The organism is Kordiimonas gwangyangensis DSM 19435 = JCM 12864, from assembly GCF_000375545.1.
Taxonomy (GTDB): domain Bacteria; phylum Pseudomonadota; class Alphaproteobacteria; order Sphingomonadales; family Kordiimonadaceae; genus Kordiimonas; species Kordiimonas gwangyangensis.
This window is the reverse complement of sequence record NZ_AQXF01000003.1, coordinates 353,203-367,658: the sequence shown is the minus strand read 5'-3', so window position 1 is coordinate 367,658 and position 14,456 is coordinate 353,203. Positions and strand designations below refer to the sequence as shown.

The 14,456-nt window shown below is 60.3% G+C and carries 12 protein-coding genes; 7 read left to right on the top strand and 5 right to left on the bottom strand.

Going from position 1 to position 14,456, the window contains the following annotated elements:
• The 5 genes from flhA (at position 1) to B150_RS20480 (ending at position 7,287) form a co-directional block, all read left to right on the top strand.
• Positions 1-2,133, top strand: coding sequence for a flagellar biosynthesis protein FlhA (gene flhA / locus B150_RS0109995; protein ID WP_020399781.1), 2,133 nt, complete (start codon positions 1-3; stop codon positions 2,131-2,133).
• A gap of 59 nt (positions 2,134-2,192) precedes the next feature.
• Positions 2,193-3,212 carry a flagellar biosynthesis protein FlhF gene (locus B150_RS0109990; RefSeq protein WP_020399780.1) on the top strand — a complete coding sequence of 340 codons (1,020 nt, stop codon included), beginning with the start codon at positions 2,193-2,195 and terminating at the stop codon, positions 3,210-3,212.
• Positions 3,209-3,997: a MinD/ParA family protein gene (locus B150_RS0109985; RefSeq protein ID WP_020399779.1), complete on the top strand. Its 789-nt coding sequence runs from the start codon at positions 3,209-3,211 to the stop codon at positions 3,995-3,997. The genes B150_RS0109990 and B150_RS0109985 overlap by 4 nt, the downstream gene beginning before the upstream one ends.
• Before the next feature lie 35 nt (positions 3,998-4,032).
• The gene (locus B150_RS0109980) at positions 4,033-6,282 is read left to right on the top strand and encodes a hypothetical protein (RefSeq protein WP_155860024.1); all 2,250 of its coding nucleotides are present in this window, start codon (positions 4,033-4,035) and stop codon (positions 6,280-6,282) included.
• Between the two features lie 84 nt (positions 6,283-6,366).
• Positions 6,367-7,287 (top strand): DMT family transporter, encoded by a 921-nt coding sequence (locus tag B150_RS20480; RefSeq protein ID WP_020399777.1) that lies wholly within the window; start codon positions 6,367-6,369, stop codon positions 7,285-7,287.
• Here B150_RS20480 and B150_RS0109970 read toward each other — a convergent pair.
• The 3 genes from B150_RS0109970 to fliI all read right to left on the bottom strand — a co-directional run bounded on the left by B150_RS0109970 (position 7,284) and on the right by fliI (position 10,552).
• Complete coding sequence (locus tag B150_RS0109970; protein WP_020399776.1) at positions 7,284-8,657, bottom strand: aminotransferase; 1,374 nt, start codon at positions 8,655-8,657, stop codon at positions 7,284-7,286. The two genes, B150_RS20480 and B150_RS0109970, sit on opposite strands and share 4 nt — an antisense overlap.
• 99 nt (positions 8,658-8,756) lie before the next feature.
• Positions 8,757-9,206 (bottom strand): flagellar export protein FliJ, encoded by a 450-nt coding sequence (fliJ, locus tag B150_RS0109965; protein ID WP_020399775.1) that lies wholly within the window; start codon positions 9,204-9,206, stop codon positions 8,757-8,759.
• Positions 9,206-10,552, bottom strand: a complete 1,347-nt coding sequence (fliI, locus tag B150_RS20475; RefSeq protein WP_020399774.1) for a flagellar protein export ATPase FliI — start codon at positions 10,550-10,552, stop codon at positions 9,206-9,208. Before fliI ends, fliJ begins: the two co-directional genes overlap by 1 nt.
• 312 nt (positions 10,553-10,864) lie before the next feature.
• Between fliI and ctrA the strand changes: the two genes are divergently transcribed.
• Positions 10,865-11,566, top strand: coding sequence for a response regulator transcription factor CtrA (ctrA, locus tag B150_RS0109955; protein ID WP_020399773.1), 702 nt, complete (start codon positions 10,865-10,867; stop codon positions 11,564-11,566).
• Positions 11,567-11,861: 295 nt separating this feature from the next.
• Complete coding sequence (locus tag B150_RS0109945) at positions 11,862-12,248, top strand: GFA family protein (protein ID WP_020399771.1); 387 nt, start codon at positions 11,862-11,864, stop codon at positions 12,246-12,248.
• A gap of 53 nt (positions 12,249-12,301) precedes the next feature.
• On the opposite strand, the gene B150_RS0109940 is transcribed toward B150_RS0109945, so the two are convergent.
• A complete protein-coding gene (locus B150_RS0109940) occupies positions 12,302-13,144 on the bottom strand; it encodes a CheR family methyltransferase (protein WP_020399770.1) in 843 nt (280 codons plus the stop codon).
• Positions 13,141-14,382 carry a protein-glutamate methylesterase/protein-glutamine glutaminase gene (locus tag B150_RS0109935; RefSeq protein WP_035921211.1) on the bottom strand — a complete coding sequence of 414 codons (1,242 nt, stop codon included), beginning with the start codon at positions 14,380-14,382 and terminating at the stop codon, positions 13,141-13,143. The genes B150_RS0109940 and B150_RS0109935 overlap by 4 nt, the downstream gene beginning before the upstream one ends.
• Between the last annotated feature and the right edge of the window lie 74 nt (positions 14,383-14,456).

The window sequence follows — 14,456 nt, the reverse complement described above, 5'->3', positions numbered from 1 at the left end:
ATGAGCGACACAGCTTCAGGCAATAACCCACAGGATGGGGGTGGCGGCGGCCCGCTGGGCGGCTTCAACCTGAATGCCGTCCTCAGTGGCGTTCGCTCCACGGACGTAGCCTTCGCGCTTGGTATGGTGGGCATTATCATGATGCTTATCATGCCAATGCCCAGTTGGCTTCTGGACGTGATGCTGGCGGCTTCCATCACCTTCTCGGTGATGGTGCTCATGACCTGTATCTTCATCACCAAACCGCTGCAATTCAGCAGTTTCCCGACCGTTCTCCTGATCGCCACCATGCTCAGGCTGTCGCTCAACATGGCGTCAACCCGGCTGATCCTATCGGAAGGGCACACCGGCACGGACGCCGCGGGCGCGGTGATTGAAGCCTTTGGCGCATTCCTGATGGGCGGCCAGGTCGTGATCGGTATCATCGTGTTCGCGATCCTCGTTATCGTGAACTTCATGGTGATCACCAAGGGTTCCGGCCGTATCGCCGAAGTGGCGGCGCGCTTCAGCTTGGACGCCATGCCCGGTAAACAGATGGCAATCGACGCCGACATGTCGGCCGGCTTGATCGACGAAGCCGAAGCCAAGGTCCGCCGCAAGGAGCTTGAGGACGAAAGCACCTTCTTCGGTTCCATGGACGGTGCGGCCAAATTTGTACGCGGGGACGCCGTCGCCGGTATCCTCATCACGCTCATCAACATCATTGGTGGCATCATCATTGGCGTAGTGATCAACGATATTTCGTTCTCGGACGCGCTCAATCAATACACCATCCTGACGGTGGGTGACGGCCTTGTCTCCCAGATTCCGGCGCTGATTGTGTCGACCGCCGCCGGTATGCTTGTGACCAAAGCGGGCGTTACGGGCCGTACCGATCAGGCGCTGTTCGGCCAGCTCAGCGGTTATCCGCGTGCGCTTGGCGTAACCTCCGCGCTGCTCTTCGGCATGGGCCTGATGCCCGGCATCCCCTTCATTCCGTTCGCGCTTTTTGGCGGTACGCTCGCTTATATGGCATACGCCATCGGCAACAAGCGGGAGAAAGAAGCAGCTGCCGAAGTTATCGCCACCAAGGAAGCCGAGCATAAGGCTGTGCCTGCGGAAGAGCCGATCAGCTCGGCCCTCGCGCTTGACCAGCTCAGGCTTGAACTCGGCTATGGCCTCCTGACGCTCATCAATGACGACAGCGGCTTCCGCCTGACCGACCAGATCAAGGCGCTCCGGCGCCAGCTCGCAAGCGAGATGGGCTTTGTCATGCCGTCGGTGCGTATCCTTGATAATATGCAGCTCCCTGCCAACACCTATGTGCTCCGCGTCAAGGAGACCGAGGTGGGTCGCGGCGATATCCGCCCCGGTATGTTGCTCGTCATGGACCCTGAAGGCCAGCCGGTACAAATTCCGGGTGAAGCCACCACCGAACCGGCCTTCGGCCTGCCCGCCACATGGGTTGACCCCGGTGCGCGTGAGGAAGCCAGTTTCCGTGGTTATACGGTTGTGGACGCCGCAACGGTCATTACCACGCACCTCACGGAAGTCATCAAGGACAATATGGCTGAGCTATTGTCCTACGCGGAAACGCAGAAGCTGCTGGACGACCTGCCGTCCGATCACCAGAAACTGGTGGCCGACATTGTACCGAGCCAGATCACCACATCCGGTATCCAGCGTGTGCTGCAGGCACTGCTGTCCGAACGTGTGTCGATCCGCGACCTGCCGACCATCCTCGAAGGTGTGGCGGAGGCCACGGGCTTCACGCAGAACATTGTCTCGATCACCGAACATGTGCGCACGCGCCTTGGCCGCCAGCTTTGCTCGGCCTACTCGAACATGCAGGGGCTGGTGCCGCTCATCACCCTGTCGCCGGAATGGGAGCAGGCATTCGCGGAAAGCCTTGTGGGCCAGGGCGAAGAAAAACAGCTCGCGATGGCGCCCTCGCGCTTGCAGGAGTTTATCAACTCCGTCCGCATCATCTACGACCAGCAGGCGGAGCGCGGCGAACAGCCGGTGCTGCTCACCAGCCCGCTCGTGCGCCCCTATGTGCGGTCGATCATTGAGCGTTTCCGCCCGGCGACTGTGGTCATGAGCCAGAATGAAATTCACCCGCAGGCGAAAATTCGCACACTCGGGCAAATTTAACGATAAGAACGGGGCCCGGCCATTTGGCCGCCTCCCGCAACTGAGGACAGATACGGCATATGCGCCTTAAAACCTTTCACGCGAAAAACATGAGCGCGGTGATGGACCTGGTGCGCAGCGAACTGGGCCCGGACGCGATCATCATCCAGATCGAAGAAGGCAAGGCCGGTGTGCGCGTGACCGCCGCGCTTGAGGCTGGCGCCACACCACCGCCGCCCAAGAAAGCGCCCAGACCGAGGGAAACCCCGCTCGCCTATGAGGCGGAGCATCCCTTCCCCCGCGCGCGCGAGTTCGACAGCGGCGACATCAGCGCCGTGCTCAATCACCACGGCCTGCCGTTTGATACCGCGTCCCACATCAGCGAGGCCGTGCGCGCCGTGGAAGCAGCGACGCTTTCTGAAGCTTTCTCAAGCGCGCTTGAAAATGTCATCAAGTTCAGCCCGATCACCGATGCAACCACGCGGCCCGTTATGCTGGTGGGCCCACCCGGTGCCGGTAAAACCATTTGTGCCGCCAAACTGACGGCGGATGCCGTGCTGCACGAACGCCCGGTGCACCTGATCTCGACCGATACGGTCAAGGCGTCTGGTATTCAGCAGCTTGACCATTTTGCGCAGCTGATGAAACAGACGGTTTCCACCGCAGACACGCCTAAAGAACTGGAAGCAGTGATCCGCGCGAAGAAAAACGCGGGCGGCCTCACGGTGATCGACACACCGGGCACCAACCCGTTCAACATTGATGAGCTGAAAGAACTGCTGAAGTTTATCCAGACGGTGGACGCAGAACCGGTGCTCGTAATGCCAGCGGGCCTTGATGCGCTCGACGCGCAGGAGATAGCTGGCGTTTTCGCCAAGATGGGCTGCCAGCGTTTCATCGCCACCCGGCTTGATGCGGCTCGGCGCTACGCCAGCATGATCATGGCGGCGCGGCCCGGTTACCTTGCACTTGCCGCCATCAGCCGCAGCCCCTTTGTGGCAGAGGGCCTCGAGACCGCCACACCAATGACAGTTTCAAAGATTATCACGGCCCTGCCCGGACGCCGCAAGACCGACGACAAGATGGATAAAAACCAATGACCGATAGCCCGATGACAAGAGATAAGGAAACGCTGGAGCGCCGCCTGATCACGGTGGCAAGCGGCAAGGGCGGTGTCGGCAAGACGTGGCTTTCCTGTACGCTGTCGCACGCGCTGGCCACGGCTGGCAAAAACATCCTGCTGTTTGACGGTGACCTTGGCCTCGCAAACGTGGACATCCAGCTTGGCTTGATGCCAGACCGTGACCTCGGCCAGTTCATCACCGGTGAAATGTCGCTCCGTGATATTGCCTGCCGGTATGAGGATCAGGGCGGCACCCATTTTGATGTGCTGCCGGGCAAATCCGGCTCTGGCGCGCTGGGCAGTTTGACCAAGGAAACATTGGTCAAAATCCGCACCGGCCTGACCGCCATGGCCAGCCGTTATGACCATGTGCTCCTTGATCTCGCGGCGGGTATCGACCCGTCTGTGACCACGCTGTCGAAGCACAAAGGCAAGGTGCTTGTAGTAATGACCGCTGACCCAACGTCGCTGACGGATGCCTACGCGTTCATCAAAATCACCGCCATGCGCAATCCCGGTGCTGACCTTTCCATCGTGGTCAATAACGTGGCATCGAAGCGTGAGGGCGAGAAAGCCTACGAGGCGATCAAACGGGCCTGCGAAGGATTTTTGAAGATTTCACCGCCACTTGCCGGTATCATCAAGAATGACGCCAAGGTTGTTGACGCTATCCGCGCACAGGTACCGCTGCTTGCACGGCACCCGCAGTCGGAAGCGGCAAGCGACATCAAGGCGCTGGCGGCGGTTGTCGCCGGGCGATAGGCCGCACACCCGCGGCCTCATTTTTGGGGAACGCGATGAGCGACATATCCGGAGCACCGATGCCCAAGGCTGTCGACCCGTTAAACCGGGTGACGGACAAGGCCGGTACTGTCTCCAAGGACCCCCAGAAAGGTGACACCACCACCGGCGATAAACACGGCGAACAAAACACACGCAACGACCGGTCGGAGGCCGCCCACGCGCGTGACCCGGCTGTGTCCATCTCCGCGAGCGCCGCGCATCTTGAAATTGGCGAACGGCTGAAGAAGCAGGTCAACAAGGTCGACCTTGAAGGCCGCCCGATCATCGTGACCGAAACCGCAACCTTTGCGCTACGGCCCGACGCCGGCCTGCGTGCAGGCGACGATGTGGAACTGCAGATCGTGGAAGCCGGCAAGAAGCTGGCCGCCGACCTTTACATGAAAAATGGCCGCTATATCGACCCGCCAGTGCGCCTGCAACTGGTGGTGATTGCGATCCATGCGCCTATTGGCGAGAACGGTGAGCTGCAGCAAACACAGGTGCAGAACAGCCCCTCCTATGGTGGCGGACGCACCATGATGCCGACCGAGGACCCGGAAGCGCTGGCCAACCTCTTTGGCGCGCGGGCTTCGAGTTTGCCAAACGCAGTGACCAACCAGCCGGTGAGTTATGCCGCGCCCCGGCCACCGTTCCAGCCGCTGCCGCCGCAAGACCTGCCTCAAGCGCTGGTGGCTGATAACCCGGACAAGATTGGCGCACGCTCGAGCAGTTCGGACCTCGCAACCCTGATCGCAGCACAGCAGGGGCAGGCACCGCGCCCGTTCCCCTACCAGTCAAGCACGCCGCAGGCAGCTTTCATGCCCGGCGCACAGCCAAGCAGAGACCCGTCGCACCTGATCCCCAAGTCCCCGCTCACCGCGATGGTGACGGACGGGCAGGCGCAAGGCCTTGGCCCCACCCTCCCCGCGTTCAGCGCCGATGGCAGCGCACGTGTGCTGCAACTGATGGACCTTGCGGTCAGCCGTGTGAACCCGGCGGAAGTTGCGACGGTGAACACCGTGCAACCACTCGCGCCCGAAGACGCCAAAACCCTGCCGCTCACGATGGCGGCGCTCACCAAGCTCGGTAGCCCGCTCGCACGGGTGGAAACCAACCTTGGTACCTTTGTCATGGGCCTCAAGGCCGCGACACCGCTGATGGGCGAACAGGTGCGCGTGAGTGTGCCAGAACCTGTAGCAGCGCAAGCCGCAACAGCACCTGCGGCTGTGACCGGCTTCAAAGCGCGGCTGACGGCAGACCCCGCGCACACGCCGCGCAATGTGGTGATCAATCTGGTCGCTGACCCGGCCGCCGCAGACCCGGCCAAACAGGTTGCCACTGTGAAGGCTGTGCATATCGCCCGCGCTTTCCTCGCCGCCGATGGCCCCCGCGCCGACCTGCGCATTGAAACCACCGCCGGGCTGATAACGGTGACCTTGCCGAACGCCATGCGGCCCACGCCGGGCTCAGGCATTGAGATTGGCTTGCCACTACAAGCGGACAGTGCCCCCCTGCCGCCAAGCGCCACCTATGCCCCGCCATTGGTGCCGACAGGCGCCGTGGTGCCAGACCCGGCGACCATGACAGCCCTCAGCCACCACGCGTGGCCCGCGCTTCATGAGAGCATGGCCGTGCTTGCCGCCCATGACCCTGCCGCCATGAGCCAGCTTGCCACCCGCTCCGCCGACGGCGGCGGAAAACTTGCAAACAGCCTGCTCTTTTTCCTGGCCGCCGCCGGGCGTGGCAGCCCCGAGGCGTGGCTTGGCAAGGAGGCGACCGCTGCGCTTGAACGCCACAACCGCAGCCTTCTTGATATGCTCAAGCAGGATATTGCTCAGCTTATGACCCGCGCGACAGACGGCGCAGGCGAATGGCGGCAGGTGCTGTTGCCGCTCGACGCGCGCTCGGCTGATATGCCGCTCATTGCCATGCTGTTCGGCCAAGGCCCGCATGTGGACCCGGACCGCCAGCACGGTGGTCGCGACGGTGAGAGCGAGCGGGACCGCGAAGACATCCGGCGCTTTGTGCTTGAGGTGCAGTTCTCCATCCTCGGCCCCGTGCAGCTTGACGGCGTGATCCGCGGCCAGCGTTTTGACCTCACCCTCCGCACCGCCATGGCCCTGCCCGGCAGCCTGCGGACAGACGCCATGCGCCTCTTTGACGATGCCATTGCCGCAAGTGCCTTCACCGGCCAGCTTTCCATTCAGGAAAAAACCGCCTTCCCGCTTGATGTTGCGGCGATCATGGCGGGAGGTAAAGCCTAGGCCCACCTCACCGACAATTCGCTTGACCATGCGCCAAAGCCTGTTACTCCGGTTTGGCGCAACAAAAAGACAAGCGAGGCAGATATGGGTGTTTTTCTGGCATTTTTCGGCTGCGTGCTGATATGGGGCTCCACATGGTACGCGATTGAGCTGCAGCTTGGTGTCGTGCCCAAGGAATGGTCGCTCGTGTACCGCTTTGGCCTCGCGTCCCTCGTGCTTTTTGCCATCTGTTTCATCCGCAAGGAACGCTTGCGTATCCGCCTGCAGAACCACCTCTGGATGGCGATCACCGGCATGACCCTGTTTTCCACCGGCTATGTCTTCACCTATTGGGGCACGGAATATCTGACATCGGGCCTTGTGGCGGTGACCTTCTCCATGCTGTCGTTCCTCAACATTGTGAACGCGCGCATTTTCCTTGGTAACCCGGTCACGCCCAGCACCATTGGCGCGGCGCTCATTGGCATTGCAGGCCTTGTGCTGATTTTCATGCCTGAGATCACCGTGCTGACGCTTGAGGATGACACCACGCTTGGTGTTGCGCTCTGCCTGGCAGCCACGGTCATGGCGTCTATCGGCAACGTGTCCGCGGGCGCAGCCTCTACACGCTCCGTGCCCGTGCTGTCGTTCAATGCCTGGAGCATTGGTTACGGTGCGCTCACCAACCTTGTGTTTGCGCTGGCATCCGGCAAGCCCATCGCCTTCGACCCACATGCGCCTTATGTGCTGTCGCTCCTTTACCTCTCCATCGTCGGCACGGTGATTGCCTTCACCATGTATATCTGGCTGATTGGTAAAATCGGTGTGGGCCGCGCGGCTTATATGGCGGTGATGGTGCCGGTGGTGGCGCTGGTCATTTCCACCTTCATGGAAGGTTTTGTCTGGACCATTGAGGCGGCTGTTGGCCTCGCGCTCGTGGTTGCGGGCAATGTGCTGATGATCAACAGGAAAGCGAAAGCGGTAACCCCGGCCGCGCCCGACTGTGTGGAGCCTGAGAAGCTTTAATCAAGCCGGGACTGCACGTCATCCAGCGCTTCGCGCAGCACCTTGCCGATAAAGTCGATCTCACCGTGGTTGAGGATGAACGGCGGGCACAGCACCAGCACGTTGCCCACAGGCCGCACAATAAGGCCGCGCATCAGGCACGCCTGCCCCACATGCTCACAGATCGCCAGTTCAAGCGGGTACTGCTCCCGCGTGGGCTTGTCTTTTGCAAGCTCAATGCCTGCCATCAGGCCGCTGACCCGCGCCTCACCCACAAGCGGATGGTCCTCAAGCGCCTTCAGGGTCCGCTTGAAACGAGGGCCGGTATCCTTGGCGATCTGACCAACGAGGTTTTCGCGTTCGAGAATTTCAATGTTCTTCAGCGCAACCGCCGCCGTTACCGGGTGTGCGCTTGTGGTAAAGCCGTGCTGCAGCACTGCCTCGCGCCCTTCAATCACACCCGCGATCTCATCACTGATCACCGCGGCGGAGATGGGCAGGTAAGCGGACGACAGGCCCTTCGCAAGCGCCATCATATCGGCCTTGAAGCCAAAGGTTTCCTGCGCGAACCAGTTACCGGTGCGGCCAAAACCTGTCACCACCTCATCCGCGACCAGAAGCACATCATGCTTGCGGCAGATGCGCTCTACCTCCGGCCAGTAAGTCTCTGGCGGGATAACAGCCCCGAGGGTGCCCTGTATCGGCTCACCCCAGAAAGCCGCCACATTCTCTGGCCCTGCCTCAAGAATACGCCGCTCGATGTCCCGCGCGGCGTGGAGGCCGAATTCGTCCGGCGTCATGTCGCCGCCCAGCCGGTACCAGAACGGCGCCATGGCGTGGATCACATCCTTACCCGCCTTGAGGCCAAAGTCATCCAGCATGGCTTTGTTGCCGTTCAGAAGCGTGGTGGCGATGGTGCTGCCATGGTAGGCAAAGTCGCGGCTGATGATGATGCGTTTGCTGTCCTTGCCCTTCAGCTTCCAGTATAGCCGCACCAGCTTGATCAGCGTTTCATTGGCTTCCGAGCCTGAGTTGGCGAAAAACACCTTGTTGAGGTGCTTGGGCGCATGTTCGGCAATCTTGGCGGCCAGCGGCCCGGCGTAGGGGTTCGCGACGGCCGCGAACGAGTGATAGTAGGACAGGCGTTCCATCGCCTCCGCCGCCACTTCCGCCAGTTCCTTGCGGCCATAGCCCACATTCACGCAGCCAAGGCCGGCCATGGCGTCCAGAAGTTTGATATTCTGCCCGGTGACATAACAGCCCTCGGCATGGTCGATGACAAAAGGTGGTGCCTGCCTGAGCGCACTGGGGTCCGTGAACGGATGCACATGGTGCGCACGGTCCGCATTCTGGATCGCAGCCAGGATTTGCTCGTTGCTCATGTCAGCCATAACGGTCCCTTCCCTCACCGGACTTTCGCCCATAGCATGCGGGCGAACGGCCAGTGCAATCAAGTGCTTATTTTTCAATCGATTAGGGAGGTACGGGTCTCAGCGGCGCATCTTCAGGTGCTGGCTGTCGGCCATGGCGTCCTGCCGCGCGTGGTTCTGGATGCCCAGCTCGTCAAAGGCTTCCTGCTCTTCCTTGGCTTCCTTGGCCTTCTCGCGCTTCAGCTCCATCTCGCGCGCGATCTCATAGGTCTTGAGCTCACGGAAACAGTCTGCCACGCGGTCGCGGTGCGCTTCCACTTCCTCGTCTTTTTTTGCGAGGTCGCGGCGCAGTTGCGCCTGCTTGTTGCGCACCCCTTCAAGGTAAGCCCCGAGCGTGAGGGCCGAAACCTCGGACCCGTTATAAAGCCGGGACTGCTCAGCGCGTTCATGGTCAAGCTGCTCGATCATGCCGGCGATGCTGTCACGCTCCGCCTGCATGACAGCGAGCACGCGGCGCTGCTCATCCAGTTCCCACTTGCGCAGGCGTATGATGCCGTCAAGCCGGCTCATCAGTTAGTGCCCCGGATGTTCATGGCCGCCGGGCCCATCTCAAGGATCTGGCGCAGGCGCTGGTAGCCTTCCGAGAGGCCGGTGCTGTCGTCCTTCCACTGGCTGAGGAATTCCTCAAACGCGTCATTATAGCCGATGGCGGCATCCACATCCGGGTTGCTGCCCTGCCGGTACGCGCCAAGGCGGATCATCTCTTCCATATCGGAATAGGTGGACATATAGCGCTTGGCTTCGCGCACGATCAGGTTCTCATCGTCCGAATTGCAGCGCGGCATGGTCCGCGAGATGGACTTGAGGATATTGATCGCCGGATAGCGCCCGCGCTCCGCAATCGCGCGTTCCATCACGATGTGGCCGTCAAGGATACCGCGCACGGCGTCCGCGACCGGTTCGTTATGGTCGTCGCCTTCTACCAGTACGGTGAAAAGCCCGGTGATATTGCCTTGCCCCCGGGGGCCCGGCCCCGCGCGTTCGAGAAGGCGCGGCAGCTCGGTAAACACCGTGGGCGTATAACCCTTGCTCGTTGGCGGTTCGCCGCCCGCAAGACCAATCTCACGCTGCGCCATCGCAAAACGGGTGACACTGTCCATCAGGCACATCACGTCCTGACCACGGTCCCGGAAGTATTCGGAGAGGGTGAGCGTAAGGTGCGCGGCCTGGCGGCGCATCAGCGCGCTCTCGTCCGATGTGGCAACCACAACGACCGAACGGGCAAGGCCGTCCTCACCCAGGTCATCTTCGATAAATTCCTGCACCTCGCGGCCCCGCTCACCGATGAGGCCAATAACGCTGACATCAGAATCAGAATGCCGCGCGATCATCGACAGCAGCACGGACTTACCGACGCCGGAACCGGCGAAGATACCCATACGCTGGCCGCGGCAGCAGCTCACAAAGGTGTTGAGCGCACGAACACCGAGGTCGAGCTTTTCGCCGACTCGCTGCCTGCTGTGCGCGGGCGGCGGGCCAGAACGCAATAATTGCGGTCTTGTACCGGCCCTTATGGGGCCTTTTCCGTCAATCGGTTCACCCAGCGCGTTGACCACGCGGCCAAGCCATGCGGACGACGGGAACACCACCGGTTCGGACTGCATGAGCGTCACCTTGCAGCCGACTCCAACCCCCTCAAGGGCGTCAAAAGGCATGGCAAGGGCGGTCTCATGACGGAAACCAACCACCTCGACCGGAATTTTTTTGAAGGTGCGCGTTTCGATCTCGAGACGGGAGCCAATGGAGATATGTTGGCCGATTCCCGCCAGTTCCACGAGCAGACCACGCACGCCCGTGACCCGGCCGAACCGCTTTTCCGTCTGGATACGTTCTACTTCCTGGATAAGGCTTTGCACGTTTCTCTCGTATCCTGGCCTGACCCCCGCTGGTCGGTCCGAAGCGTTACTGCACAGGTGAATTCAGATGCGCCCAATATGCACATCGCACTTTAAAGATTGGTAAAAGCCACACGCTTTTTAGTCAAACGCCTTCCACCCTCGCGTACTTTTTATTTGGCGAACGCGTTAACCTTCGTTAACATTAACCATAGAAACACGCGTTGGGCGGGAGGGGTCGCCGCATAGGAGGCCTGTCGTGTTTCGGCGGCAGAAAGTACGCCGAGTTGTTTGGCTCATGCCGGAGAACAACCTCAAACTGGGGATTAGAATATGCGCGTTCTCTTGATTGAAGACGATCCGACAATGACCCGCAGCATCGAGCTGATGCTCACCGCTGAGGGCTTCAACGTCTATAGCACCGACCTTGGGGAAGAAGGCCTCGATCTCGGCAAGCTTTATGATTATGACATTATCCTTCTCGATTTGAACCTGCCGGACATGCACGGATATGACGTGCTCAAGAAGCTCCGCACCGCGAAGGTGAATACACCGATCCTGATCCTTTCGGGCCTCACGGAAATGGAAAACAAGGTCAAGGGCCTTGGCTTCGGCGCGGACGACTATATGACCAAACCCTTCCACAAGGAGGAACTGGTCGCCCGCATCCACGCTATTGTGCGCCGCTCGAAGGGCCACTCGCAGTCGATCATCAAGACCGGCAAACTGGCCGTGAACCTTGATACCAAAACGGTCGAGGTTTCGAACCAGCGTGTGCACCTCACGGGCAAGGAATATGCGATGCTTGAGCTCCTGTCGCTTCGGAAAGGCAGCACGCTCACCAAGGAAATGTTCCTCAACCACCTTTATGGCGGCATTGATGAGCCTGAGCTGAAGATCATCGACGTGTTCATCTGCAAGCTCCGCAAGAAGCTCGCAACCGCATCGGACGGCGATAATTATATCGAAACCGTCTGGGGCCGTGGCTATGTGCTGAGGAACCCGACCGAAGAGACTGAAGCCGCAGCAAGCTGAGGTCAGGACAATGGTCAATGAGAAGGTGAAAGTGGGTACACAGGAACGCATTCTGACAAGCATTGCGTTCGTTTTGCTCTGTGCCAGTTACCTCAACCTGAATATCTGGCAGTTAGATATTCTGGGAGCGAAGCCATCACTGTTAATGTTTCTTGGTACACTGGCCGCCATTCTATTGATCGTGCCTGTCCTTTATAAGCATATGCGATAAATGCGAGTTCTAGCCAAACACAGGCGAAACAGAGCGCAATCCGGGCCGCACACTCTCGCGGCCCTTTTTGTTGGGGGATAGACCATGCACAAGGGAAGCTGCCTGTGTGGTGCCGTGCGTTTCACAGTGGCGAGTGATCTCAGTGAGGCCAGCGCTTGCCATTGCAGCCGCTGCCGCAAATGGACCGGCCATTTCCTCGCCGATGCCGAGGTGCCGAGAGATACAGTCACCATCGCGGGTGAAGAGCATATCAAATGGTTCACCATGAGCGAAAAAGCCCGACGCGGCTTTTGCGCCACCTGCGGCTCTTCACTGTTTTTTGACCCGCTCGACAAGGTTAAACACAGCTGGCTTGGCATCGCGCTTGGAGCTTTTGATAGCCCTACCGACACTCACCTCAAACTCCATATCTTTACCGGCGACAAAGGCGACTATTATGAGATTGAGGAAGGTGTGGAGCAGCACCGCTAAAACAAAAAAGGCGGCCACTTGGGCCGCCTTTTCCGTGCGATACTGTTGAACCCCTAGCCGAGCCCCATCGCTTGTTCTGCCGTGCCGTCAGAGGGCACATACATGCCGCGCTGGCCGCGTACGGGGCGGAAGGCATCGGTGATGCCCAGCACGGTTTCAGCGGCCCCGAGGAAGAGCGTGGCGTCGGAGGCCATGCATTTGCGCATGCGCTCCAGCACGTCTTTCTTGGTTTGCTGGTCGAAGTAAATCAGCACGTTGCGGCAATAGATCACGTCGTAGGTGCCCATGCCGATGAAGTTGCTGAGAAGGTTGAACGGCTTGAAGGTCACCATGCGGCGGATATCGTCGCTGATGCGCCACATATCGCCTTCCTGCTTGAAATATTTGATCAGCATCTGAATGGGCAGGCCGCGCTGAACCTCGAACTGGCTATAGGTGCCAGCCTTGGCTTTTTCGAGCACCTGCGTGCAGATGTCAGTGCCCACGATCTCGATGTTCCAACCCTGCCATTTCATCCAGTTTTCGCGCAGCAGAATGGCAAGCGAATAAGGCTCCTGCCCTGTCGATGCTGCCGCGCACCAGATGCGCAGGCGCTTCGTGGAGCCTCGGTTTTTCTCCATCGCTGGCAGAACGTGGTTCTTGAAAAGGTCAAACGGCGTGTTGTCGCGGAAGAAGAAGCTTTCGTTCGTGGTCATCGCTTCGGTGACATCACGAATGAGGCTTTCCTCGCGGCTCATCCTCAGCTTCTGGACAAGGGCATCAAGTGTGTCGAGGCCACGCTTGCGCGCAAGCGGCGTCAGCCGGCTTTCAAGCAGATACACCTTGTCAGGTGTCAGCATCAGGCCGGACCGTTCTTTCAGCATGCCAGCGAGGAATTCAAAATCTTCTGTTCTCATCCGATTCCTCCTTGCAGCCGTGTGGCTGTTGCTTCACCCAGTTTGTCAATAGGAAGTACCTCCGTACACAGCCCCGCGGTCGCAACCGCACCGGGCATACCCCACACCACACTGCTTGCTTCATCCTGCGCCAGCAGCGTACCCCCCATTCGTGTCACTTCACGGCCACCCTTGAGACCGTCATGCCCCATGCCGGTCAGTACAACTGCCAGCACGTTTTCTCCGTAAGCCGCAGACAGGCTGCGGAACAGCGGGTCCACCGCCGGGCGGCAGAAATTCTCTGGCGGGTCGTCGGTCAGGCGCACTGTCGCCTTGCCGTCCACAATCGCCACTTCCATGTGGCGGCCACCGGGGGCCACATAGACTTCACCGGGCATCAGCACCATGCCGTCACGGCCTTCCTGCGTTTTCCAGCCGGTTGCCTGCCCCAGATGTTCCGCGAGGATCGCGGTAAAGGTGGCTGGCATATGCTGGGTGATCAGGATCGGCACATTCGGTGCGCGCTTGAAGCCTTTGAAAAAGTTCATCAGCGCCTGCGGGCCACCTGTGGACGAGCCAATCGCCAGCACTTTCGGGCGCCGGAAGGAGCCAGTGCGCAGGCTGATCGGTGTCTTGGGCGACAGGAGCGATGTGGTCGGCGCTGCCGCCGGTTCGCTCGCACGTGCGCTTGTAAAGGTTACGGGCGCAGCCGGGCGCCGCGCGGTAACAAAACCGCCGGTCGTGGACGCCGCACCAGGGCGCGTAACGCTGACAGTACGCGCGGCAAGGCCCGCAGCTGTCGTGCCACCACCACCGGGCGCACCAAGGTCAGACGCGTTCTGGGGCAGTTCTTCACCGCGTTTCTTACGGCGGCGGGACGCCCATGCTTTGACCTTGTCGACAAGCTCCCGGCGGAAATCGATACTGGCGTTCACAGACCGCGCCGTCTCGGGCTTCGGTACATAATCCACCGCGCCCATCTGCAACGCACGCAAGCTGACCTCGGCGTTTTTGCGTGTGAGCGTGGACGCCATCACAACCTGAAGGTCGGGCTTCATCTCGATCATGCGCGGCAGGGCCGTCAGGCCGTCCATCTCCGGCATTTCAATGTCGAGCACAACGACTTCAATGTCGTTCGACTGTAGCTGCCTCAGCGCCACGGCACCGTTGTTGGCCGTGGTCACAACCTCGATCTCGGGGTCTTCTGAGAGATAACGACACAGGAAGCCGCGAATGATGGCACTGTCGTCCACCACCATCACACGGTACGGGCCACCCTTGCCGGGCTGCGTCGTTGTTTTTGAAACCGCAGAACTCACGCGGATATCCCTAT

Coding starts and splice junctions, on each gene's coding strand:
- fliJ (WP_020399775.1), bottom strand. CDS start 9,206: ATGAGCCGGCTTGACGGCATCATACGCCTGCGCAAGTGGGAACTGGAT.
- flhA (WP_020399781.1), top strand. CDS start 1: ATGAGCGACACAGCTTCAGGCAATAACCCACAGGATGGGGGTGGCGGC.
- ctrA (WP_020399773.1), top strand. CDS start 10,865: ATGCGCGTTCTCTTGATTGAAGACGATCCGACAATGACCCGCAGCATC.
- B150_RS0109945 (WP_020399771.1), top strand. CDS start 11,862: ATGCACAAGGGAAGCTGCCTGTGTGGTGCCGTGCGTTTCACAGTGGCG.
- B150_RS0109980 (WP_155860024.1), top strand. CDS start 4,033: ATGAGCGACATATCCGGAGCACCGATGCCCAAGGCTGTCGACCCGTTA.
- B150_RS0109970 (WP_020399776.1), bottom strand. CDS start 8,657: ATGGCTGACATGAGCAACGAGCAAATCCTGGCTGCGATCCAGAATGCG.
- B150_RS20480 (WP_020399777.1), top strand. CDS start 6,367: ATGGGTGTTTTTCTGGCATTTTTCGGCTGCGTGCTGATATGGGGCTCC.
- B150_RS0109940 (WP_020399770.1), bottom strand. CDS start 13,144: ATGAGAACAGAAGATTTTGAATTCCTCGCTGGCATGCTGAAAGAACGG.
- B150_RS0109935 (WP_035921211.1), bottom strand. CDS start 14,382: ATGGTGGTGGACGACAGTGCCATCATTCGCGGCTTCCTGTGTCGTTAT.
- B150_RS0109985 (WP_020399779.1), top strand. CDS start 3,209: ATGACCGATAGCCCGATGACAAGAGATAAGGAAACGCTGGAGCGCCGC.
- B150_RS0109990 (WP_020399780.1), top strand. CDS start 2,193: ATGCGCCTTAAAACCTTTCACGCGAAAAACATGAGCGCGGTGATGGAC.